This is a genomic window from Denitraticella aggregata, assembly GCF_048158365.1.
In the GTDB taxonomy this organism is placed as follows: Bacteria; Pseudomonadota; Gammaproteobacteria; order Burkholderiales; family Rhodocyclaceae; genus Azoarcus_F.
The window spans coordinates 29,340-50,547 of the sequence record NZ_JBLLNL010000013.1 but is presented as its reverse complement, the minus strand read 5'-3'; the positions used below and the strand labels follow the sequence as shown (position 1 = coordinate 50,547).

The following is a 21,208-nucleotide window of genomic DNA, read 5'->3' as shown; positions in this document are numbered from 1 at the left end:
GCGCAGGCTGCGCGAGGCTCGAAGCCAAGCGCAAGTGCCTCGGTCGCGTGCGGCTGATCGGACAGAGGCGGATGGACGGATCGGTGCAGCCAGACGGACGTCGTAACCCCTTAAGAACGTCTTGTCCGGGTCAACGATAGATCAGCACCGGAATCTTCGAATGGGTCAGCACCTTCTGAGTTTCGCTGCCGAGCAGCAGTCCGGCGATGCCGCGACGACCGTGTGAGGCCATGAAGATCAGGTCGCAACCATGCCGGTCGGCAGCGTCGATGATCGCTTCATAGGGCACCTCATTGACCGCGGTGTCGATGTCGGCGACGACGCCGACATCGTCGGCAGCGGCCTTGGCCTTGTCCAGGATCTTCTTTGCTTCCCGTTCGGCCGATTTAGCGAACTGTTCCGGCGTGGTCGGGTCGATCAGCGCGCCCTCGCCGTAGATCGGCATCGGAAAATCGGGCTGCGCATAAAAGAAGGTCACGCGCGCGCCGGTCTCTTTGGCGAATGTCACCGCGCGACCTACGGCCGCATCCGACAACTGGGATCCATCGGTCGGAACAAGCAGATGTTTGAACATGATGCGTCTCCTTGCACTTTGTCTGACAGGAAGGGGGTGTCGACGTCATGATGCCAGAGTTTGCGCACTGGATGGGTAGGCCCGAGCGGGGTATGCTGGAACGGAGGCGGTCCAGAGCGCGCCTCATTCGACAGGGAGGGCGACGATGCAGATCACGTTTCATGGCGCGGCCGGAGAGGTCACCGGTTCATGCGCAAGGGTGGAGCATGGCGGTCTTGCCTTTCTCGTCGACTGCGGCATGTTCCAGGGTGGCCGCAACGCCGCATTCAAGAACTTCCGGGCGTTCGATTTCGATCTGCGCGCGATCGACTTCGTGTTGCTCACCCATGCGCACCTCGATCATTCCGGCCTGGTTCCGCGGCTGGTTTCACTCGGGTACAAGGGGTCGATTGTTGCGACCAAGGCGACTGTGGATCTGCTTCATGTGATGTTGCTCGATTCGGCCTACATCCAGGAGAAGGAGGCCGAATGGGCCAATCGGCACAGACGGTCGCGCAATACGAGGAGTCTGTCCAACGCCGCACCGCTGTACACGGTGGAGCAGGCGCGCGAAAGCCTGGCGCGTCTTCGCCGGGTGAGTTACGACGAGGACGTCGAAGTGTATTCCGGGGTTCATTGTCGGTTCCGTGACGCTGGGCACATTCTCGGATCCGCCATCATCGAAGTGGACGTGGCCACCGGAGGGCACTCCAGGCGCTTCGTGTTCTCGGGCGACATCGGCCAGAAAATGCGTCCCGTGGTACGTGACCCTGCGCCCATACGTCGTGCGGACTATCTGATCGTCGAGTCCACCTACGGCAATCGCGCGCACCGGCCGATGGCGCAGACCGAGGACGAACTGGTCACCGTGCTGCATGACACGCTGGAACGGCGCCGTGGCAATGTCGTGATACCGGCATTCGCGGTTGGCCGGACCCAGGAGGTCATCTTCGTGCTGGCCAGTCTGGTCCGACAGGGCAGGGTGAAGGGTCTCGAGATCGTCGTCGACTCGCCAATGGCATCGGCCGTGACCGAACTCACGTTGCAGCATGACGACCTGTGGGATGAGGAAACCCGTGAACTGCGTGACTGGGTTCTCGCGCATCCGGAGCAGGTCAAGCTGCGCTTCGTCCAGGACGTGGAGGAGTCGATCGCACTGAACACGCGGCGGTCGGGCCTGGTGATCATTTCGGCCAGCGGCATGTGCGACGCGGGGCGAATCAAGCATCACCTGCTCCACAACCTCGGACGCCCGGAGTGCAGCATCGTCATATGCGGTTTTCAGGCCGGCGGTACGCTCGGCAGGCGTCTGGTCGATGGCGCGCGTACGGTCACGCTGTTCGGTGATCGCGTGCCGGTCAGGGCGGCGATCCATACGATAGGGGGGCTCTCGGCGCATGCGGATCAGCGGGCCTTGCTCGAGTGGCTGGCCCATTTCGAGAAACCGCCTGAACGCACCTTCGTCGTGCATGGCGAACACGAGGCGTCGAGGGTCTTTGCCGAAGCGATCGAGTCCGAGCGGGGTTGGAACGGCGTCGAGCTCGCTGCGCCGGAGCGACTCTACCCGCTGGCGTGAAGGCAGCAGCAGGTGCGGCGGGAGGGCGTCATGAGGCGTTCACGACACCGTGATGGACTTGATTGTGGCACGACAAGGCCTGAACGGCACTCAAGGAAAGGTAATGCAAAACAGAAATTCTCGAAGTCCGCTCGACACGGTCAGTCGTGCGATGCGGCAGATGCATGATTCGGTCGAAGGAACGGTCGATCCGCTCGGCATGACTGCGCCCATCGTTCATGCGCAGCTGGCCTGGATGACCCATCCGCAGGAACTGGGGGAGCGGCTACTGGCGCTTTCGAATGATCTGTGGCGCCTGCAGAGCCATTCGATGTGGCGGATGCTCGGAAAATCGCATCCAGATCCGGTCAGGCCCAATCCGGACGACGTCCGTTTCGCGGATCCGGTGTGGACCGATCTGCCGACCTGGGATCTCGCGAAGGAGTGGTATCTCGCGATCACGCACAATGTGCAGGACATGCTGTACGACACGCCGGGGCTGTCAAGCAAGGAGCGTCGCCGGGCGGCGTTCTGGTGGCGAAAGTGGCTGAACGCGGTGTCTCCGACCAATTTTTTCTGGACCAACCCGATCGCGATCCGCAAGGCGATGGAATCCAACGGCGAATCGGTGCGCCAGGGTTTCAGGAACATGCTCGACGACATGCGCGCGGGTGACGTGCGGATGACCGATCCGGAGGATTTCAAGGTCGGCGAGAACCTGGCGACCACACCTGGTGCGGTGGTGTTTCGCAATGACCTGCTCGAGGTCATCCACTATGCGCCGACCCTACCCAAGGTGCATGCGGAACCTGTGGTGATCGTCACGCCCTGGATCAACAAGTTCTACATCCTGGACCTGACCCCGAAGAAGAGCATGATTCGCTATCTGCTCGACCAGGGGCTGGATGTGTTCATCACCAGTTGGAAGAATCCGGACGAATCCCTGCGCGACGTCGGTTTCGACGATTATCTGATGCGCGGCGTGCACGCGACCGTGGATGTTGCGCGCAATTTCACCGGGGCGGCGCGGGTGCATGCGGTCGGCTACTGCATCGGCGGCACCGCACTGGCCATGTACATGGCCTGGGCCAATCGCGAATTCGACGAGGAACACGTTCCGGTGGCCGACCTCACGCTGCTGACGACGCTGGTCGATTTCCACAAACCGGGGGATATCGAAGTGTTCGTCGATGATGCGAGCATCCGCTTCATCATCGGCAACATGGCGCGCAAGGGTTGCCTCGATGGCAGGGAGATGGCGTGGTCGTTCCGCCTGTTGCGCTCGAACACTCTGATCTGGCACTACGTCGTGCATGGTTGGCTGTATGGAGAATCGCCGCCGCCGTTCGACGTCCTGTTCTGGAACATGGACACCACGCGCATGCCCTACGCGATGCATGCGTGGTATCTGCGCGCACTCTATCTGGAGAACCGACTCATCGAAAAGGATGGGCTGCGCCTGGCCGGACAGCCCCTGGATCTGTCGCGCATCACGCAGCCCGTCTATGCGGTTGCGGCTGAGGACGATCACATCGCGCCGTGGAAGCAGGCCTATCGCATCAATAATCACGCCACCGGACCCAAGCGCTTCGTGCTGTCGAGTTCGGGGCATATCTTCGGCATCGTGAATCCACCGGTCGATCCACCGAAGCGCAAATACTGGGTGGCCGACGCGCACCGCTCCGACCCGGCCGACAGCTGGCGCAGTCAGGCTACGGAGCATGACGGATCATGGTGGGAAGACTGGATGCAATGGCTCAAGCCGCGCTGCGGTGAGTGGGTGGATGCGCGTCCGGTCAGCCGTCGCGGGTTTCCCCGGCTGGCCGATGCGCCGGGGGCTTACGTGCTCGAACGGTGACCCGTTGCGCCCGCACCGAATGCTGCGGATCCCGGCGCCGTGCGCTTGACTGGCGTCAATGACCCGTTCTGGTCGGTTGCGCACAATCGGCTCGGCAAGGAAGGCCGGCGGCCCGGTGGTCAGCCCTGATGTCGAGCGAGTCGATCGGGCGCAAGCAAGGTGATGTCCTTGCCCTGTACCCTGATCAGGCCGGCGTCGGACAGGTCGTGAAAGATCCGGGACAAGGTTTCTGGCGTGAGGTTGAGGCGGGACGCCAGGACCTGCTTGCTGGTGGGCAACTGGATGCGTGGAGTGGCGCTGTGGTCGTTGTCGTCATGTTGTTGCAGCAGGTAACCGATCACTCGCTGGGTGCTCGAGCGCAGCGAGTAGGCTTCGACGTCCTTGACCATGCCGTGCAGACGGACCGCCATGCCGGCCAGCAGCCTGCGGGCGAAGTCGGGGTCCTGATCGATCAGTTCGGACACGACGTTCTGACCGATGTGCAACAGATTGGACGCGACCAGCGCCTCGGCGAACACCGGGTAGGGGCGATTCATCAGCATCACGGCCTCACCGAAAGTCTGCATCGGACCGACGACCTCGACGACCTTCTCGTTGCCCTGGGCGGACGAGACGCCGAGCTTGATCTGGCCGGTCACGACCAGATAGAAGCCGTGGGCCGGGTCGCCGCGTTGGAAAAGGAGTTCACCCTTGTCGAGCTTGCGCTCGCGGGTGAAACGGGCGACGTTGCCGACATCCGCTTCGCTCAGGCCACTGAACAGCGGCACCTGCATTAACAGCGCGGACAGATCCTGGTTTGGACTGGACATTGAGAACCCCCTGCATAGGCCGAGCATTCTAACGCCACTGATCCCGGTCCTGCATGCGGCGGGTGCAACAGACGGAACGCAGGGATGTTTGATAACACGGCCTGAACGATGGAGAATCGCGATCCTGACCGACGGCCGGCGCGTCTCGTATTCGCCGCCCTGGTTTTTTCACGACAGCGACAGCGGATTCGCCGAAGATGATTTACTACACGATCAAGAATCTGCATGTCACTATGGTGGTGCTCAGCGCGATGGGGTTCGCGTTACGCGGCTGGTGGATGTTTTCCGGGTCTCCACTGTTACGTCACCGTGCGACCCGGCTCCTGCCGCATGTCGTCGACAGCATGCTGCTCGGAAGTGCGATCGTGCTGGCCATGATGATTTCGCAGTATCCTTTCGCTGCCAACTGGGTGACGGCCAAGGTGGGGGGGCTGATCGCTTACATCCTGTTGGGAACGATCGCGCTGAAGCGGGGCCGCACGCGTCGGCAGCGTATGCTTGCCTGGTGCGCCGCTGCGTCGGTCTATGCCTGGATCGTGTCGGTCGCGCTGTCCAAGAACGCGACCGGGTTTTTTGCTTTGTGAGGAATGTTTCATGACTGAATCGCTCGTTCCGGTGTCCCCCGGATTCGAGGCGCCGCTCGAGATGCTGGAGACCTGCCATGAGCGTCTGCATGCGCAACTCGGCACGCTGGACCGGCTGGCCAGATGGTTGCCCGAGCATGGTGCCGACCAGCTGGCGCGCAGGGCGGCGGCGGCCATCATCCGCTATTTCGATGTTGCCGCGGTCAACCATCACATGGATGAGGAGCTGGATCTGATTCCTTTGCTGCGACAGCGGGTGGATACCGACAGGCGCTTTCCGCTGGAGTCGCTGATCGAATGGATACTCGAGGATCATCAGCGCATGTTCGCCGCGTGGGATGTGATGCGCGCCAAGCTCGAGCGGGTGTCGAAAGGCGAGGTCGTCGATCTGACGCTCGACGAAGTGCATGCCTTCACCGAACGCTATGCGCTGCACACCGAACGGGAAGAGGGCGAACTGTTTCCCTATGCGCGGGCGCTGCTGACCGCGGAGGATCTTGCGCGTATTGGCCAGTCGATGACCAACCGACGTCGTCAGCCATCTTGCTGACAGCTCGCGGCCCGGGGTGTGGCACGCGCGTCAGCGACCGCCGACCGGGTGCTGGATGAGTTTTCTGAGTTTGTCCTGTGCGACGATGCGGATATGCTTCTGCTGTACCGCAATGATGCCCTCGTCCTGGAAGCGGGAGAAGGCGCGAGACACGGTTTCGAGCTTCAGGCCGAGGTAGGAGCCGATCTCGTCCCGGGTCATGCGCAGATGAAACTCGGCGGCGGAAAAACCGCGTGCGGTGAAGCGCTGTGACAGATTCAGCAGGAAGGCCGCCAGTCGCTCCTCGGCGCGCATCGAACCGAGCAGCATCATCACGCCGTGGTCACGCACGATTTCGCGGCTCATGACCCTGTGGAACTGGTGTTGCAGCCCCTCGATCTCGCGCGACAGTGCCTCGAGCTTGTCGTACGCGATGACACACACTTCACTGTCTTCGAGCGCGACCGCGTTGCACGAGTGTGCCTCGGTGCTGATTCCGTCCAGCCCGAGCATCTCGCCGGTCATCTGGAAGCCGGTGACCTGCTCGCGACCGTCCTCGAGCACTACGTCGGTCTTGAACCAGCCGATACGGATCGCGTAGATTGCCTCGAACGGGTCGCCTGCACGGTACAGGTGTTGCTGGCGCTTGACCTTGCGGCGCGTTCCGACCAGTTCATCCAGCCGGTGGATCTCGTGCTCGGTCATGCCGAAGGGCAGGCACAGTTCGAGCAGGTTGCATTGCGAGCAGGCTGACTTGATGTCGGCGGCTGTAATCGGCACGGTCGCCTTCATTTGCACGATCTGAACACTCCGTTCGTGGACGGGCGATAATGGGGTCCATTGATCCAGGTCAAACCCCTGCCTCCCGATTTTTGCGATCGTTAGCCATTCCTATAAAGGTCAAGTACATGAACACTCAACCCGATCTGGTCTTCGATCAGCAACTCATCCGCCGATTCGACGTCAATGGCCCACGCTACACGTCCTATCCCACAGCGGACCGCTTCGTCGAGGCGTTCGATGCGCGCGCGTTGCAGGACTGGCTGGCCAAAAGAGCGATCGGCGGTACCAGCCGGCCGTTGTCATTATACTTCCACATCCCCTTCTGTAACACGATCTGCTATTACTGCGCCTGCAACAAGATCATCACCAAGGATCATGGCCGTTCGGCGAAGTACCTGAAGTACCTGGACCAGGAGATCGGCATGCAGGCGGAGCACCTCGGCGGAAGCCGGCAGGTGACTCAGCTCCATCTGGGCGGAGGCACGCCCACCTTCCTGTCCCATGACGAAATGCGTCAGTTGATGGATTCGGTCCGGTCACGTTTCCATCTCGTGCCGAACGGGGAGTATTCGATCGAGGTCGATCCGCGCAAGGTCGATTTCGACACGGTCAAGCTGCTCGCCGATCTGGGTTTCAACCGCATGAGTGTCGGCGTACAGGACTTCAATCACGACGTGCAGGTCGCGGTCAATCGCGTGCAGAGCATCGACGAGACGCGTCTGGTGATGGAGTCGGCGCGTGCCACCGGCTTCAAGTCGATCAGCATGGATCTCATCTACGGGCTGCCGAAGCAGAACGTGATCAGCTTCAATCGAACGCTCGAAAGCGTGCTCGAACTGTCGCCCGACCGGATCTCGCTCTACAGCTACGCGCATCTGCCGGGTCTGTTCAAGCCGCAGCGGCGGATCAGCTCGATCGAGTTGCCCACCGGGGACACCAAGCTCCAGATCCTGCAGCTTGCGATTCGCCGTCTGACCGAGGCGGGCTATGTGTATATCGGCATGGATCACTTCGCCAGGCCGGACGACGAACTGACGGTCGCGCAGCGTCAGGGGCGTCTGCATCGCAATTTCCAGGGTTATTCCACGCAGGCCGAATGCGACCTGCTCGCGTTCGGCGTGTCCGCGATCGGCAAGATCGGCCCGGTCTATGCGCAGAACGTTAAGACGTTGGACGAGTACTACGACGCGCTCGATCGCAACGAACTCCCGGTCTTGCGCGGCGTAGAGCTGACCGCCGACGATCTGTTGCGGCGCTCGATCATCCAGGCGCTGATGTGTCAGTTCGAGCTTTCGATCGAATCGATCGAGATCGCCCATCTGATCAAGTTCGACGAGTATTTTGCCGAGGAACTGGGCGATCTGCGGGAAATGCAGAAGGCCGGCCTGGTCGAGGTCGACGATGAATGCATCACGGTGCTGCCGGCCGGACGCCTGCTGGTCCGCGGGATCGCGATGGTGTTCGATCGTTATCTGCGCGTGGATCGGGAGCGTGCGCGCTATTCCAAGGTCATCTGATCGGACGGTGCCGATCGACGCCGTGAATCGATCCGCAAGACCGGCCCATGCTCTGGCTGGCGCGGCGGTGTAAGATCTCGGGTCCGGGACGGTTTCTACGTCCGGCATCGATCAACTCAACACGGCCTGCGCCACCCCGCCCGAATGCCTGAAACCGGCTACATCGCTTTCTTCCTCATCGGACTGCTCGGCGGGACGCACTGTGTCAGCATGTGCGGCGGCATCGTGGGCGCGCTGTCGGTACAGGCACCGGTGCGCATGCCCGGTCAGTCCGCGCCGCAGTGGCCGATCCACCTCGCGTACAACATTGGACGGATCACGACCTACGTGATGATGGGCGCGGTAATGGGCGCGATCGGGACCGCCGGCCTGCTGTTCAACGACGTGCTGCCGGTGCAGATGACGCTCTACGTGCTCGCCAATCTGATGTTGATCGCGCTCGGACTCTACCTCACCGGATTCACGCAGCTTCTGGCGCCGGTCGAACGCGCCGGCCACAATGTATGGCGGCGCATCCAGCCGCTGACCCGCCGTTTCCTGCCGGCACGCCATGTCGGCCAGGCCTTGCCGCTCGGACTGCTGTGGGGGTTTCTGCCCTGCGGGCTGGTCTACAGTGTGCTGACGACCGCATTGCTGACCGGTTCGGCAACACGTGGTGCCGGCATGATGCTCGCCTTCGGGCTCGGCACGCTGCCCAACCTTATGCTGGCAGGACTGCTTTTCAAGCGGTTCAGAGACATCACGCGCAACACGCGGGTGCGTTTCGCTGCAGGGATGCTGGTACTCGGCTTCGGTCTGTTCGGGCTCTATCATGCCCCTACGCTGGGCGGGCTTCTTTGGAGTGGTGTGGTGTGTGAGGTATGATCCCCGCCACGGGGCAATGACCGGTTTCATTCGATTGGAGTGTGCTTCCATGACAGAAGTGACGATCAAGGTTTCGGGCGTGAGCTGTGGTGGCTGTGTCCGCAATGTGACCGGTGTGCTCAAGGCCCTTCCAGGAGTGACCGATGCCGAGGTTTCGCTGGATGACGGCGTGGCGAAGGTTTCCTACGATCCGGGCAGTGTCACCGTGGACGATCTGCGCCAGGCCGTGACCGACGCCGGGTTCGACTCGCAGGAGTGACAGGAGACCCGATCTCGCTCCGCATTGCCCACAGGAGCGAGCCATTCAGCGTTCCAGACGGAACATGATCGGCACCTGCACCCAGCTGTCTGCCGCCTTGCCGCCCTCCCGGGCGGGTTCGAACCGCCATTTTTGAACCGTCTCCCGCGCCGCTCGGTCAAGCCGTTGATGTCCGCTGCTGCGTGCGATCTCGATCGTGGTCGGACGCCCGTCCGACATGACCCGAACGCGCAGCACCACCGTGCCTTCCTCACCCCGCCTGCGTGACACGCCCGGATAGGCGGGTGCCGGGTTGCGCAGATAGGCGGCGTCGAACCGTGCAGACCGTTGATCGACACGTTCCGCATCCGGCAACGCGTTCGGGGACACCATGGCGGGCTGCAGCGCCTCGACAGGCCCGGTCGATTCCGCAAGCCGTTCCTGCGACCTGGCGGCTGGCGGCGTTTCGGCCGGCGAATCGGGCTGCCGAACCGCCGCGGCAGGCGGTGTCGGTGCAGGGCGTTGCGGAGGTTGTGGTAGCGCCTGCGGCTCGGGTTGTGGCTCGGGTTGTGGCTCGGGTTGTGGCTCGGGTTGTGGCTCGGGTTGTGGCTCGGGTTGTGGCTCGGGTTGTGGCGTCATATCCACATCATTGGTATCGGATGGGGTCGCGCCGTCGGGTTCGGTGTGTTCCGTCGGGGCAGGCGCCGGCGCCTGCCTGTCCAGCAGGCTCACCGTGATCGCACCCCCGCCGCCGCGGTCCGACAGGTCCGACAGTCGGTCCAGCCGTGACAGCGCGACCAGGCCAGCCGCATGCGCAGCGATCACGAGCAGCAGCCAGCCCCATTTGACCCGGGCTCGTCCGCGCATGGCCTGGATTTCGGTCTCGGGAGTCGGCGAGGGATGGCTGGCGCGCTGGTCCATGGCCTGGAAGTTTACCCTGTCGTCGGCATCCCGAACCGATGCGTGGGGGCAGGCCGAGCCCGATTCCGAATGAGCGTGCGGCGACAACGCAGCCTGAAGCCCGGGTTTGCCCTTATAATTCGCACCACATTTTGCATGGGAGGGGTGTATGAGTTTCGATCTGGTCAAGGCAGGCAAGGACGTACCGAACGATATCAACGTCATCATCGAGATCCCGGCTCAGGCCGATCCGATCAAGTTCGAGGTCGAGAAGGAAAGCGGCGCCGTGTATGTGGACCGCTTCATGGGCACCTCGATGCGTTATCCGATCAATTACGGCTATGTGCCGCACACGATCGCCGGCGATGGCGACCCGGTCGATGTGCTGGTCGTCACGCCATTTCCGCTGTTGCCGGGCGTGGTGATTCGATGCCGCCCGGTTGGTGTGCTGAAGATGGAGGACGAGTCCGGCATGGACGCCAAGGTCGTCGCAGTGCCGGTGTCCAAGCTCACGCCCTTGTACGACAAGGTTCAGACCATAGACGATCTGCCGGAACTGCTTATGAAGCAGACCGTGCATTTCTTCGAGCACTACAAGGATCTGGAGCCGGGCAAATGGGTCAAGGTCGTTGGCTGGGGGACGGTCGAAGACGCCAAGCAGGAAATCCTGGACGGCATCAAGAACGCCGGCTGAGGGCGGTCGATCCGACCCTGACGAGGTGACCGGGGCCCGCCGCAAGCGGGCCCCATTCATTTCGCTGAGTCGTCTTCCGGCTGCGTCCGACGAAAGGGAGTCCGCTCGGACAGTTCGTCGAGGTAGAAGGCTATCCCTTCGGTTTCCCGCGCCAGAAAGCGATCGACCGCGTCCCGGAAGCGCGGATCGCGAATCCAGTGAGCCGATCGTGTCACGACCGGCTCGAGCCCCCTGGACAGTTTGTGTTCCCCCTGCGCGCCGCCTTCGAAGCGCGACAAGCCCTTAGCGATGCAGTATTCGATGGCCTGGTAATAGCACAGTTCGAAGTGCAGAAAGGGCAGATGTTCGGTCGACCCCCAGTAGCGGCCGTACAGCGTGTTCGCGTCACACAGGTAGAAGGCGGCGGCGATCGGTTGATCACCCCTGCGCGCGATCAGAAGCCGCACCGTCGCGGGCGCCCGGGCAGCGAGCATGCGGAAGAAGTCCGGTGTGAGGTAGGGCGTCGAACGGTGCAGCGCATAGGTGCCCGCGTAGCAGCGATAGAAGAACGCCCAGTCGGACGCACTCGCGCGATGACCCTCCAGCCATTCGCAGCGCAGGCCGTGCGACTGAGCGCGTCTGCGCTCCTGGCGGATTTTCTTGCGCTTGTCGTGATTGAGGCGGCTCAGGAAATCGTCGAAACCGGCGTAGCCGGAGTTGAACCAGTGGAACTGGACCCCGCGGCGGATCGACAGGCCGGCCGTCTCCAGCCAGGCCCGTTCGCCATCTGTCGGAAACAGAAAATGAATCGAGGACACGTCGCTGGCTTCGGTCACGGCCAGCGCGGCCTCCAGCAATGCCCGACGGGACGCGTCGTCACGGCCGATCAGGCGCGCGCCAGGAACCGGCGTGAAAGGAATGGCGCACAGCAGCTTTGGATAATAGGCCAGACCATGACGGGCGTAGGCGTCGGCCCAGGCCCAATCGAACACGTATTCGCCGTAGGAATGGCGTTTCTCGTATAGCGGCATCGCGGCGACCAGCTCATCGCCCAGCCACAGCGTCAGATGATGCGGGATCCAGCCAGTGTCGCCACCGACGCAGCCGGTGTCCTCGAGGGTTGCCAGAAATGCGTGAGAAAGGCAGGCCTGTTCGCCTGCAAGCGCGTTCCAGCTAGCCGCATCGATGTCGGACAGTCGTTCGACGATGCGCAGGCGGTAGGGGGATACCACGTTATGCCGGGCCTCATGATCGGGGTCTCGGCATTGACAGCCGCGTCGGACAATGGTTTTTCGTCTGCCCTAATTCCGGGCGGTGGCAAAAAGGCCTTGCAGATGAAGGCGCTCGATCGGTTTTCAGGCACTTATCCACAAGGTTTTCCGAGTCGCCTGTGAATAACCCTCTCTCGCTGTACCTTGGCAATCGAGTGCGCCTGGATGCGCGCACAGCGGTTCGACCCTTCAGGCAGTCTTGCAGTCGTTCGCGAGGGGCTTGTAGGTCTTGCCGTCGAGCAGCACGCCCTTCCACGGCAGGTCGATCCAGACCAGTCCGTTGGCCCTGTCCTCGAAGCGCGGCAGGCCCGAGAACGATGGGTCGCGCTCGAGCTGATATCGACCGCCGTTCCAGCCGATCTGGATCTGTTTGCCAGCAGTCAGCTCCCGTTCGACCCTCACGCGCAGACCCCATTCGCACACGTAGTCGCCGCTGGTCAGGTCGAAATCGAGCTGACCGTCTGACGACACTCTGATCGACTTTTCGCCATCGGCTTTGACCGAAACGGCATTCGTTCCGGTGGACTGGGCGGTCCCTGCAGTGAGAAGCGCAAGAGCGGCCAGCGTCGCAAGCATTGAAGAGTGTTTCATGGGGGGGACTCCATTGGCGAAGTGCTGCCTGATTTTATGCCTTTTTTGCTTGAAAAAGTAGAGGATTTGCCGTCCGGCGTGTCGCGGTCGCGACTCGCGCAGGTGATTGGTGCCCAAATCTTGAGCAGGCATGTGTCAGGCAGGCCGCGCATGCGATGCAATGCGCTTTCCGGTCCTTATCCACAGGCTTGTCCACCGAGACTGTGCAATGATTGCATCCGAGCGATAGCCCCGACTTCACGCGGGCCGCGTCCCTAACCGGTATAGTTGCGTCCATGAACAGAACGCTTTCCATCGCTGTCGCTCAGCTCAATTTCACGGTGGGGGATCTCGCCGCCAACGCCGACCGTATCATCCGGGCCGTCGTGCAGGCGCGCGAGGCCGGTGCGGACCTGCTGCTCACGCCGGAACTGGCGCTGTCCGGCTACCCGCCCGAGGATCTGCTGCTGCGCCCGGATTTCTATCGGGCCTGCCGACGTGAACTCGATCGCATCGCGTCCGAGGTGCGCGGGGTCGCGCTGGTGATCGGTTACCCGGAGGCGGGCGAGGGCGGCTATTTCAACGCCGCTTCGGTCGTCATCGACGGCGCGGTGGTGGCGACCTATCGGAAACAGCTGTTGCCCAATTACCAGGTCTTCGACGAAGAACGCTATTTCTCGGCGGGGCGCGATGCCTGCGTGTTCGAACTCGGCGGCCTGCGGATCGGATTGGGCATCTGTGAGGACTTGTGGGCGCCAGCGCCGGTCCGGCAAGCACGGGAGGCCGGTGCCGAGTTGCTGCTGGGCCTGAATGCGTCCCCCTTCGACACCGAGAAGCCGCGTCGCAGGCTCGCGGTCGTGCGCGGCCGCGTGGAGGAGAACCGGCTGCCGATCCTTTACTGCAACATGATCGGTGGGCAGGACGAACTGGTGTTCGACGGCGGCTCGTTCGCACTGGACGCCGACGGGAGACTGGCCTACCGGGCGCCGTCCTTCGAGGAGCGACTGGATCTGGTCCGATACCAGGATGGGCGGTGGCGCGACACCGAGGTCGCGCCGGAGCGAAGCGTCGAGGAGGAGGTCTATCTGGCGCTGCAGGCGGGCGTGCGCGATTACCTCGGAAAGAACGGGTTCCCGGGCGCGATCATTGGCTTGTCGGGCGGGATCGACTCGGCGCTGACACTGAGCATCGCGGTGGACGCGCTGGGCGCGGAACGGGTCCGGGCGGTGATGATGCCTTCGCCCTACACAGCGCAGATGAGTCTGGACGATTCGCGGGACATGGTCGCGCGCCTGGGTGTGCGCTACGACGAGATCGCGATCGAGCCGGCCATGCGGACCTTCGCCAGTCTGCTCGAATCGGAGTTCGCGGGATTGCCGCCGGATGCGACCGAGGAGAACCTGCAGAGCCGCATCCGCGGCATGATCCTGATGGCGCTGTCCAACAAGACCGGCGCTATCGTGCTGACCACCGGCAACAAGAGCGAGATGGCCACCGGCTATGCGACGCTCTATGGCGACATGGCCGGCGGGTTCGCGGTGCTCAAGGACCTGTACAAGACCTTCGTGTATCGCCTGTCGGTGTGGCGCAACACCGTAAGCCCGGTCATCCCCGAGAACATCATCACGCGTGCGCCGTCGGCAGAGCTGAAACCGGACCAGACCGATCAGGACTCCCTGCCGCCCTATGATGTGCTGGATGCGATCATCGAGGCCTACATGGAACGGGACGAGTCTCCGCGCGAGATCGTCGCGCGCGGTTATCCGGAAGCCGACGTGAAGCGGACGGTCGGCATGCTCAAGCGCAACGAATACAAGCGGCGCCAGGCGCCGGTCGGCATTCGCGTGACCCGGCGCGGATTCGGCAGGGACTGGCGTTATCCGATAACATCGCGGTATCAGGACGAGTATTGAACCCCCGGAAATACCCGGGGCGTTTCCAGTTCAGCGGTGGTCTTGTATCCAGGAGAAGCGAATGAAGAAGATCGAAGCCGTCATCAAGCCGTTCAAGCTCGACGAGGTACGCGAGGTCCTGTCCGAAGTCGGCATCAACGGGCTGACGGTCACCGAGGTCAAGGGGTTCGGGCGCCAGAAGGGGCATACCGAACTCTATCGGGGGGCGGAGTACGTCGTCGATTTTCTACCCAAGGTCAAGGTCGAGATCGTGCTCGGTGACGACCTGGTGGACCAGGCGGTCGAGGCGATCGTCAAGGCGGCCCGCACCGGCAAGATCGGCGACGGCAAGATCTTCGTGATGCCGGTTGAGCAGGTGGTGCGCATCCGTACCGGTGAGATCAACGAAGACGCGATCTGAGCGCAGGCCGGCTCTTCGCTAGCGCGTGACGCAGCCCATCGCGCCGGCCTGAGATTCGCGCCCGGCGCGCACGATGGGCGGCACTCGGCCGGTTCGTCAGTGGCGGTCGGCGCTTCGTCCGCGCAGCAACACCATCAATGCGCCTGCACCCCCCTGGTTCGGACTGGCCTGGCAGAACGCGAGGATTTCGTCGCGTTGCGCGAGCCAGCCGCGTGCGAGACGCTTCAGGATCGACTCCTTTCCGGGCGAGCCCAGCCCCTTGCCGTGGATGATCCTCACGCACCGGTGTCCGCGCAGCAGGCAGGCTGCCAGAAACTCGGCCAGCGTTTTGCGCGCCTGTTCGCGATTGAGTCCATGCAGATCGAGCTCGGCCTGCCGAACCCAGCGGCCGCGGCGAAGATCGGTCAGAACCCGTCTCGGCAGCCCGGGACGCAGAAAGGCCGCCTCGTCCCCCATCTCGAGTCTGTCCTCCAGACTCAACGGAGCTTGCATCGTTTCACGCAGTGCCGCCTGCTCGTCCTCGTCGCGCTTCAGCGGCACCGGCGCGGGCCCCGGCCGGCTAACTTCCGCACGGTTGCGTATATCGATCGGCTGCGCGCCGCGGATGGCCCACTGAAACAATTCTTCGGCGCTGAGGCTTTCGGACGGCGCCGGCAGCAAGGCGGCGAGGTCGATGTCGGGACGGTCCGGCGCGCCCGGGCGCCGGCGCCCCCGCCCGGCTGCACCATTGCCGGTTTCGGCACGGTCGTCGTGCTTGAGCGGCAACACATCCTGCATGCTGGCCAGAAAGAGCGCCAGTTCGTCTTCGACCGGATCGGCGCGTCCTGGCGCATCAACCCTGGCGTCGACCTCGACAGGCGCGGTCGGGCTGCGCGGCACCGGTGCGGGTCTGGGACGGTCGATCTCGGCACGGGGTTCGCGCCTGAGCGGCTCGACATCGCCGACCGCGGCATGAAACAGCGTGAGTCCGTCGTCCGCGGCCTCTGCCGGGGAGGCGACTGGCCGATCCGGTCCGGCCTTGCGCGGGGTGGATTCCGCGCGGGCCTCGAGCCTGCCGCGCAGTTTGGCGAGTCCGTCCAGTCCGGTCCCGTTTCGACCGGTCCTCGCCGCGGAGCGGACCGGTCGGCGGGTCACGGCTGCAGGGCGTCCAGGTAACGCTCGGCATCGAGCGCCGCCATGCAGCCTGTCCCGGCCGACGTCACCGCCTGGCGGTAGATGTGGTCCTGCACGTCACCGGCGGCGAACACGCCGGGAATGCTGGTCGCCGTCGCATTGCCCTCCCGGCCAGCCTGGGTGACGATGTAGCCGCCTTCCATGTCGAGCTGTCCTTCGAAGATGTCGGTATTGGGCTTGTGGCCGATCGCGATGAAGACGCCCTGCAGCGCGACGTCGCGCGTCGAATCATCCAGCGTGCTGCGAATGCGCATGCCGGTCACGCCGCTGGCGTCCCCCAGGATCTCGTCCAGCGTCGCGTCGAGGGCGAGTTCGATCTTTCCTGCGGCGACCTTCTCCATCATCTTGTCGATCAGTATCTTCTCGGCGCGGAAGGTCTGGCGGCGATGCACGACGGTGACCTTGCGCGCGATGTTGGCAAGATAGAGCGCCTCCTCGACCGCCGTGTTGCCGCCGCCGATGACCGCCACGTCCTGATTCTTGTAAAAGAAGCCGTCGCAGGTGGCGCATGCCGACACGCCGCGACCGGCGAACTTTTCCTCGGAAGGAATGCCCAGATATTTCGCAGTCGCGCCGGTCGCGATGATCAGTGCGTCGCAGGTGTATTCGCCCGCGTCTCCGACCAGCTTGAAGGGTCGTTCAACGAGCTTCACGGTATGGATGTGATCGAAGATCATCTCGGTGTCGAAGCGCTCGGCATGACGCTGGAAGCGCGCCATCAGGTCGGGGCCAAGTACGCCGTCGGCGTCGGCCGGCCAGTTGTCCACGTCGGTGGTGGTCATCAGTTGTCCGCCCTGTGCGAGGCCGGTGATCAGCACCGGATTCAGGTTGGCACGCGCGGCATAGACGGCGGCCGTATACCCGGCCGGACCGGAACCGAGAATGATCAGACGGGCATGTTTGACGCTCATGGTCGATAGTTTCCTGTGTGCGAAGCGATGAGCCGATTATAGCGGAGGGGGTCGGCTTCCCTACCAATGCTCTCCATTGGGGGCCGCAATCGGGCGCCGTCCGTCGGCCCGTTCGTACGCCCGGTCCCGCGCCGCTTCCGGACTGTGCCAGTTGCGCCCGGCCTTGGTCTATACTTTGTGACGTTTTGCATGGACACCGTCCCCTCATTCTGATCCGCCGATCACGCGATCTCTGGAGCCGCCATGACCCAATCTTCAGCCGTTTCGACGACCGCACTGAAAACCTTCGCGCTCTTCCATGGCTTGCCGGAAGCGACGCTCGACGCCATCGCCCGGACGGCGACCATGCGGCGGTTCCCACGCGGCCAGGCGGTCGTGCTGGCTGGCGACCACACGGATTTCGTGTATTTCGTGCTGACCGGCAGTCTGAAGGTCATCGTCAGCGACGAGGACGGACGCGAGGTCATTCTCAGCATCCTGGGCCAGGGGGAACTGTTCGGCGAGATGGGCATGTTCGGTGAGCAGCCGCGCTCGGCTTCGGTCGTGTCGGTGGTGCCGTCGGACCTGATCATGGTCTCCAAGAGCGACTTCCGCCACCTGATGCACGACAACTTCGAAGTGGCCTGGCGCATGATGTGCAATCTCGCCGATCGCCTGCGCAATGCCGATCGCAAGATCGAGAGCCTTGCGCTGATGGATGTCTACGGTCGCGTGGCGCGCCTGCTGATCGAGATGTCGGAAGAGGTCGACGGTCAGACGCTGGTGTTGAGCAAGATCACCAAGCAGGACATCGCGAAGATGATCGGTGCGTCGCGCGAGATGGTCAGCCGCGTGATGAAGGACCTGAGCGTGCAGGGCCTGATCGAGGAGACCGCTCACGGCATCGTGCTGCGCGAGCGGCTGCAGGACGTCTAGAACCCGCTCTCATTCGCGCTGGCCCACTCACAGGGCCCGGGTCAAATGGCCCGCGTCTCGGCGTTACGGCGCCTTGAAGGACGTCCAGTCTTGCTGCGTCGCCGCGCCTTGATCTGCGAGCCATTTGACCCGGGCGCGACCGCCGGCGCGAATGAGAACAGGCCCTAACAGTCTGTTGCAACCCCCGGTCCGGCGTATCGAATATAATCTGGCGCCGACGTTTCCCAGGGTCCGGACCCATTGCCGACTTTGTCTCGTACCAGTTCCCGTTCCCAACCGCTGCCCGAAAAGATCTCGCTGCTGCTGCAGGAGGCGCGCTGGCTGATCCTGGGCGTGATGTCCCTCTACGTGGGGTTGATCCTGCTCGGATACAGCCAGGCAGATCCGGGCTGGTCTCATGCGGCGGAAGTCTCCCGCGTGGCCAATCCGGGCGGGCGCTTCGGCGCCTGGCTCGCCGATCTGTTGTACTACCTGTTCGGCGTGTCGGCATGGTGGTGGGTGGTCTTCCTCGGATACGGCCTGGTATGGGGGGTTCGCCGCCTGCGCCATGAGCTGCAGGCCGACCGGCGATCCTTCTTCATCATCATGGCCGGCTTCCTGGTGGTGCTGCTCGCGAGCAGCGCGATCGAGGCGCTGCGCTTTCATACCCATGGCGCGAATGTGCCGCTGGCACCCGGCGGTCTGGTCGGGGTCGAACTCGGCAAACTCGTGCAGCGCTACTTCGGTTTCACCGGCGGGACGCTGTTGCTGCTCGCGCTGCTGGCGTCCGGTCTGAGCCTGTTCTCGGGCGTTTCGTGGCTGTCGGTGATCGAACGCTTCGGCGCCTGGCTCGAAAGGCTGTGGCTGGGCGCGGTGGCGACCTGGTACAAGTGGCAGGATCGCCGCGCAGGCCGTCAGGTCGCGCAGAAACGTGAGGCCGTGGTGGAGACCAAACGGCGCAAGACCGAGACCGCGCCGGCCAAGCCCCTTCGCATCGAGCCTGCGGTGGCCACCGTGCCCAAATCGGAGCGCATCGACAAGGAGCGCCAGCAGACCTTGTTCGCCGACATGGGCGACGGGATGCTCCCGCCGCTCGCCCTGCTCGACCAGCCCTCGGGCGAGGTCGAGCCGCCGTCGGCCGAATCCATGGAATTCACGTCCCGGCTGATCGAGACCAAGCTGGCCGACTTCGGTGTCGAGGTCAAGGTGGTCGCCGCTTACCCGGGCCCGGTGGTCACGCGCTACGAGATCGAACCGGCGACCGGGGTCAAGGGCAGCCAGGTGGTCAACCTCAGCAAGGATCTGGCGCGGGCCTTGTCGCTGGTGTCGATCCGGGTCGTGGAGACCGTGCCGGGCAAGTCCTGCATGGCCTTCGAGCTCCCGAATCCCAAGCGCCAGGTCGTGCGCCTGTCCGAAATACTCGGCTCCAAGGCCTACCACAACATGCATTCGGCACTGACCGTCGCGCTCGGCAAGGATATCGGCGGTCAGCCGGTGGTCGCCGACCTGGCCAAGATGCCTCACCTGCTGGTGGCCGGCACCACCGGTTCGGGCAAGTCGGTCGGCATCAACGCGATGATCCTGTCCCTGCTGTACAAGAGCGAGCCGGAGAAGGTCCGCCTGATCATGGTCGACCCCAAGATGCTGGAGCTGTCGATCTACGAGGGGATTCCGCATCTGCTCGCGCCGGTCGTCACCGACATGAAGCATGCGGCCAATGCGCTGAACTGGTGTGTGACCGAGATGGACAAGCGCTACAAGCTGATGGCGGCGGTCGGGGTGCGCAACCTGGCCGGTTTCAACAAGGCGGTCACCGATGCCGCCAAGGCCGAGAAGCCGCTGACCAATCCATTCACGATCACGCCGGACAATCCCGAGCCGCTCGAGACCCTGCCGCACATCGTCGTCGTCGTGGACGAACTGGCCGACATGATGATGGTGGTCGGCAAGAAGGTTGAGGAACTGATCGCGCGTCTCGCGCAGAAGGCCCGCGCCGCCGGCATTCACCTGATCCTGGCCACACAGCGTCCGTCCGTGGACGTGATCACGGGTCTGATCAAGGCCAACGTGCCCACACGGATCGCGTTCCAGGTCTCGTCCAAGATCGATTCACGCACCATCCTCGACCAGATGGGGGCCGAAACCCTGCTCGGCATGGGCGACATGCTCTATCTCGCACCGGGGACCGGGCTGCCGGTTCGGGTGCACGGCGCCTTCGTGGCCGACGAGGAGGTGCACAAGGTGGTCGACCACCTGAAGCGGCTCGGTCCGCCGGACTATGTCGAAGGCATCCTGTCGGCCGCCGAGGAGGAGGCCGAGGCGGGCGTGACCGGCGGCGTCGATGGCGGCGATGCGGAGGCCGACCCGATGTACGATCAGGCGGTCGAGGTCGTGCTGAAGACGCGCAGGCCGTCGATCTCGCTGGTCCAGCGTCATCTTCGCATCGGGTACAACCGGGCGGCACGCCTGATCGAGCAGATGGAACGGGCCGGTCTGGTCTCGGCGATGGGCACCAACGGCAACCGTGAAGTCATCGCCCCGGCGAGGGACGGCGAGTGAATCCGATGCGTCCGGTCGGCCGGATCGTCTTCGGCCTGGCCTGCGGTTTGCTGGTGATCTTTGCAGTCGCGACGGTCGAGGCCGCCGAAACCGGCATCGCGCAACTGCGCCACTTTATGGCCAATGCCGCCAGCGCGAGCGGCGCGTTCCAGCAGGTCGTCACCGCCAGCTCGGGGCGCCGCCCGCAGATCGCCAGCGGACGTTTCGCGTTCGAACGTCCCGGGCGTTTCCGCTGGACCTACGATTCGCCCTACCCACAGCTGCTGGTCAGCGATGGTGAGCGGCTGTGGATATGGGATCAGGATCTGAATCAGGTCACCGTCAGAACGCTGGGCGATGCGCTGGGCAGTACGCCCGCGGCGATACTCGCCGGTGACGGGGCCTTGGAGCGGGACTTCGAGTTGTCCGAGGCCGGACGGTCCGACGCGCTCGACTGGGTGCTCGCAATGCCGCGTCAGGCCGACAGCGGCTTCGAGAGCATGCGCATCGGTCTGGTCGATGGGCTGCTCAGGCGCATGGAGCTGCGCGACCACTTCGGCCAGACGACGGTCATCGATTTCGTCGAGCTGAATACCGGCGTGCCGCAGCCGGCCTCGATGTTCCGCTTCGAGCCGCCGCCGGGCGCCGACGTGATCGGCGACTGAGCGGCGTCGC

General features: G+C 63.7%; 21 protein-coding genes. 13 read left to right on the top strand and 8 right to left on the bottom strand.

Features of this window, described 5'->3' with window-relative positions:
- Window positions 1-130: 130 nt before the first annotated feature.
- Window positions 131-574 (bottom strand): universal stress protein, encoded by a 444-nt coding sequence (locus ACKVEX_RS14335; RefSeq protein ID WP_473216417.1) that lies wholly within the window; start codon window positions 572-574, stop codon window positions 131-133.
- Between the two features lie 145 nt (window positions 575-719).
- Between ACKVEX_RS14335 and ACKVEX_RS14330 the strand changes: the two genes are divergently transcribed.
- Window positions 720-2,129, top strand: coding sequence for an MBL fold metallo-hydrolase RNA specificity domain-containing protein (locus ACKVEX_RS14330; RefSeq protein ID WP_473216416.1), 1,410 nt, complete (start codon window positions 720-722; stop codon window positions 2,127-2,129).
- Window positions 2,130-2,280: 151 nt separating this feature from the next.
- Window positions 2,281-3,966, top strand: coding sequence for a PHA/PHB synthase family protein (locus ACKVEX_RS14325; protein ID WP_473216466.1), 1,686 nt, complete (start codon window positions 2,281-2,283; stop codon window positions 3,964-3,966).
- Between the two features lie 119 nt (window positions 3,967-4,085).
- On the opposite strand, the gene ACKVEX_RS14320 is transcribed toward ACKVEX_RS14325, so the two are convergent.
- Window positions 4,086-4,775: a Crp/Fnr family transcriptional regulator gene (locus ACKVEX_RS14320; protein WP_473216415.1), complete on the bottom strand. Its 690-nt coding sequence runs from the start codon at window positions 4,773-4,775 to the stop codon at window positions 4,086-4,088.
- A 200-nt stretch (window positions 4,776-4,975) separates the two neighbouring features.
- On the opposite strand from ACKVEX_RS14320, the gene ACKVEX_RS14315 reads away from it, so the two are divergent.
- On the top strand, window positions 4,976-5,359 hold the full coding sequence (locus tag ACKVEX_RS14315) for a SirB2 family protein (RefSeq protein ID WP_473216465.1): 384 nt from the start codon (window positions 4,976-4,978) through the stop codon (window positions 5,357-5,359).
- Window positions 5,360-5,369: 10 nt separating this feature from the next.
- Window positions 5,370-5,909: a hemerythrin domain-containing protein gene (locus tag ACKVEX_RS14310; protein ID WP_473216414.1), complete on the top strand. Its 540-nt coding sequence runs from the start codon at window positions 5,370-5,372 to the stop codon at window positions 5,907-5,909.
- 30 nt (window positions 5,910-5,939) lie between these two features.
- Here ACKVEX_RS14310 and fnr read toward each other — a convergent pair whose 3' ends face one another.
- Window positions 5,940-6,680 (bottom strand): fumarate/nitrate reduction transcriptional regulator Fnr, encoded by a 741-nt coding sequence (gene fnr, locus ACKVEX_RS14305; RefSeq protein ID WP_473216464.1) that lies wholly within the window; start codon window positions 6,678-6,680, stop codon window positions 5,940-5,942.
- 116 nt (window positions 6,681-6,796) lie between these two features.
- On the opposite strand from fnr, the gene hemN reads away from it, so the two are divergent.
- The 3 genes from hemN (at window position 6,797) to ACKVEX_RS14290 (ending at window position 9,311) form a co-directional block, all read left to right on the top strand.
- Window positions 6,797-8,188, top strand: a complete 1,392-nt coding sequence (hemN, locus tag ACKVEX_RS14300; protein WP_473216413.1) for an oxygen-independent coproporphyrinogen III oxidase — start codon at window positions 6,797-6,799, stop codon at window positions 8,186-8,188.
- Window positions 8,189-8,332: 144 nt separating this feature from the next.
- Window positions 8,333-9,052 (top strand): sulfite exporter TauE/SafE family protein, encoded by a 720-nt coding sequence (locus tag ACKVEX_RS14295; RefSeq protein WP_473216412.1) that lies wholly within the window; start codon window positions 8,333-8,335, stop codon window positions 9,050-9,052.
- 49 nt (window positions 9,053-9,101) lie between these two features.
- The gene (locus ACKVEX_RS14290; protein ID WP_473216411.1) at window positions 9,102-9,311 is read left to right on the top strand and encodes a heavy-metal-associated domain-containing protein; all 210 of its coding nucleotides are present in this window, start codon (window positions 9,102-9,104) and stop codon (window positions 9,309-9,311) included.
- A 45-nt stretch (window positions 9,312-9,356) separates the two neighbouring features.
- Here ACKVEX_RS14290 and ACKVEX_RS14285 read toward each other — a convergent pair whose 3' ends face one another.
- Complete coding sequence (locus ACKVEX_RS14285) at window positions 9,357-10,157, bottom strand: energy transducer TonB (protein WP_473216410.1); 801 nt, start codon at window positions 10,155-10,157, stop codon at window positions 9,357-9,359.
- 202 nt (window positions 10,158-10,359) lie between these two features.
- Here ACKVEX_RS14285 and ppa point away from each other — a divergent pair, with 202 nt between their 5' ends.
- Window positions 10,360-10,884 carry an inorganic diphosphatase gene (ppa, locus tag ACKVEX_RS14280; protein ID WP_473216409.1) on the top strand — a complete coding sequence of 175 codons (525 nt, stop codon included), beginning with the start codon at window positions 10,360-10,362 and terminating at the stop codon, window positions 10,882-10,884.
- A 56-nt stretch (window positions 10,885-10,940) separates the two neighbouring features.
- Here ppa and ACKVEX_RS14275 read toward each other — a convergent pair whose 3' ends face one another.
- Both ACKVEX_RS14275 and ACKVEX_RS14270 read right to left on the bottom strand, forming a co-directional pair.
- Window positions 10,941-12,095, bottom strand: coding sequence for a GNAT family N-acetyltransferase (locus ACKVEX_RS14275; RefSeq protein ID WP_473216408.1), 1,155 nt, complete (start codon window positions 12,093-12,095; stop codon window positions 10,941-10,943).
- A 228-nt stretch (window positions 12,096-12,323) separates the two neighbouring features.
- Window positions 12,324-12,725: a hypothetical protein gene (locus ACKVEX_RS14270; RefSeq protein ID WP_473216407.1), complete on the bottom strand. Its 402-nt coding sequence runs from the start codon at window positions 12,723-12,725 to the stop codon at window positions 12,324-12,326.
- 275 nt (window positions 12,726-13,000) lie between these two features.
- Between ACKVEX_RS14270 and ACKVEX_RS14265 the strand changes: the two genes are divergently transcribed.
- Together ACKVEX_RS14265 and ACKVEX_RS14260 are read left to right on the top strand one after the other, a co-directional pair.
- The gene (locus ACKVEX_RS14265; protein ID WP_473216406.1) at window positions 13,001-14,617 is read left to right on the top strand and encodes an NAD+ synthase; all 1,617 of its coding nucleotides are present in this window, start codon (window positions 13,001-13,003) and stop codon (window positions 14,615-14,617) included.
- A gap of 61 nt (window positions 14,618-14,678) precedes the next feature.
- On the top strand, window positions 14,679-15,017 hold the full coding sequence (locus tag ACKVEX_RS14260) for a P-II family nitrogen regulator (RefSeq protein ID WP_473216405.1): 339 nt from the start codon (window positions 14,679-14,681) through the stop codon (window positions 15,015-15,017).
- A gap of 96 nt (window positions 15,018-15,113) precedes the next feature.
- Here the strand turns inward: ACKVEX_RS14260 and ACKVEX_RS14255 are convergent, their stop codons facing one another.
- Together ACKVEX_RS14255 and trxB are read right to left on the bottom strand one after the other, a co-directional pair.
- Window positions 15,114-16,151, bottom strand: coding sequence for a Smr/MutS family protein (locus ACKVEX_RS14255; protein WP_473216404.1), 1,038 nt, complete (start codon window positions 16,149-16,151; stop codon window positions 15,114-15,116).
- Entirely contained in the window at window positions 16,148-17,101 is a 954-nt protein-coding gene (trxB, locus tag ACKVEX_RS14250) for a thioredoxin-disulfide reductase (RefSeq protein ID WP_473216403.1), read from the bottom strand. Before trxB ends, ACKVEX_RS14255 begins: the two co-directional genes overlap by 4 nt.
- Window positions 17,102-17,344: 243 nt before the next feature.
- Between trxB and ACKVEX_RS14245 the strand changes: the two genes are divergently transcribed.
- From ACKVEX_RS14245 to lolA, 3 genes are all read left to right on the top strand, one after another.
- Window positions 17,345-18,016 (top strand): Crp/Fnr family transcriptional regulator, encoded by a 672-nt coding sequence (locus ACKVEX_RS14245; protein WP_473216402.1) that lies wholly within the window; start codon window positions 17,345-17,347, stop codon window positions 18,014-18,016.
- Between the two features lie 249 nt (window positions 18,017-18,265).
- Window positions 18,266-20,554, top strand: a complete 2,289-nt coding sequence (locus ACKVEX_RS14240; RefSeq protein ID WP_473216401.1) for a DNA translocase FtsK — start codon at window positions 18,266-18,268, stop codon at window positions 20,552-20,554.
- Window positions 20,555-20,559: 5 nt separating this feature from the next.
- On the top strand, window positions 20,560-21,198 hold the full coding sequence (gene lolA, locus ACKVEX_RS14235) for an outer membrane lipoprotein periplasmic chaperone LolA (RefSeq protein WP_473216463.1): 639 nt from the start codon (window positions 20,560-20,562) through the stop codon (window positions 21,196-21,198).
- Window positions 21,199-21,208: the final 10 nt, after the last annotated feature.

Bases quoted from the DNA above. Each gene is read 5' to 3' on its own strand.
- ACKVEX_RS14320 (WP_473216415.1), bottom strand. From the start codon at position 4,775: ATGTCCAGTCCAAACCAGGATCTGTCCGCGCTGTTAATGCAGGTGCCG.
- ACKVEX_RS14290 (WP_473216411.1), top strand. From the start codon at position 9,102: ATGACAGAAGTGACGATCAAGGTTTCGGGCGTGAGCTGTGGTGGCTGT.
- ACKVEX_RS14335 (WP_473216417.1), bottom strand. From the start codon at position 574: ATGTTCAAACATCTGCTTGTTCCGACCGATGGATCCCAGTTGTCGGAT.
- trxB (WP_473216403.1), bottom strand. From the start codon at position 17,101: ATGAGCGTCAAACATGCCCGTCTGATCATTCTCGGTTCCGGTCCGGCC.
- hemN (WP_473216413.1), top strand. From the start codon at position 6,797: ATGAACACTCAACCCGATCTGGTCTTCGATCAGCAACTCATCCGCCGA.
- ACKVEX_RS14285 (WP_473216410.1), bottom strand. From the start codon at position 10,157: ATGCGCGGACGAGCCCGGGTCAAATGGGGCTGGCTGCTGCTCGTGATC.
- ACKVEX_RS14295 (WP_473216412.1), top strand. From the start codon at position 8,333: ATGCCTGAAACCGGCTACATCGCTTTCTTCCTCATCGGACTGCTCGGC.
- ACKVEX_RS14245 (WP_473216402.1), top strand. From the start codon at position 17,345: ATGACCCAATCTTCAGCCGTTTCGACGACCGCACTGAAAACCTTCGCG.
- ACKVEX_RS14260 (WP_473216405.1), top strand. From the start codon at position 14,679: ATGAAGAAGATCGAAGCCGTCATCAAGCCGTTCAAGCTCGACGAGGTA.
- ACKVEX_RS14325 (WP_473216466.1), top strand. From the start codon at position 2,281: ATGCGGCAGATGCATGATTCGGTCGAAGGAACGGTCGATCCGCTCGGC.
- fnr (WP_473216464.1), bottom strand. From the start codon at position 6,680: ATGAAGGCGACCGTGCCGATTACAGCCGCCGACATCAAGTCAGCCTGC.
- lolA (WP_473216463.1), top strand. From the start codon at position 20,560: ATGCGTCCGGTCGGCCGGATCGTCTTCGGCCTGGCCTGCGGTTTGCTG.
- ACKVEX_RS14265 (WP_473216406.1), top strand. From the start codon at position 13,001: ATGAACAGAACGCTTTCCATCGCTGTCGCTCAGCTCAATTTCACGGTG.
- ACKVEX_RS14270 (WP_473216407.1), bottom strand. From the start codon at position 12,725: ATGAAACACTCTTCAATGCTTGCGACGCTGGCCGCTCTTGCGCTTCTC.
- ppa (WP_473216409.1), top strand. From the start codon at position 10,360: ATGAGTTTCGATCTGGTCAAGGCAGGCAAGGACGTACCGAACGATATC.
- ACKVEX_RS14330 (WP_473216416.1), top strand. From the start codon at position 720: ATGCAGATCACGTTTCATGGCGCGGCCGGAGAGGTCACCGGTTCATGC.
- ACKVEX_RS14310 (WP_473216414.1), top strand. From the start codon at position 5,370: ATGACTGAATCGCTCGTTCCGGTGTCCCCCGGATTCGAGGCGCCGCTC.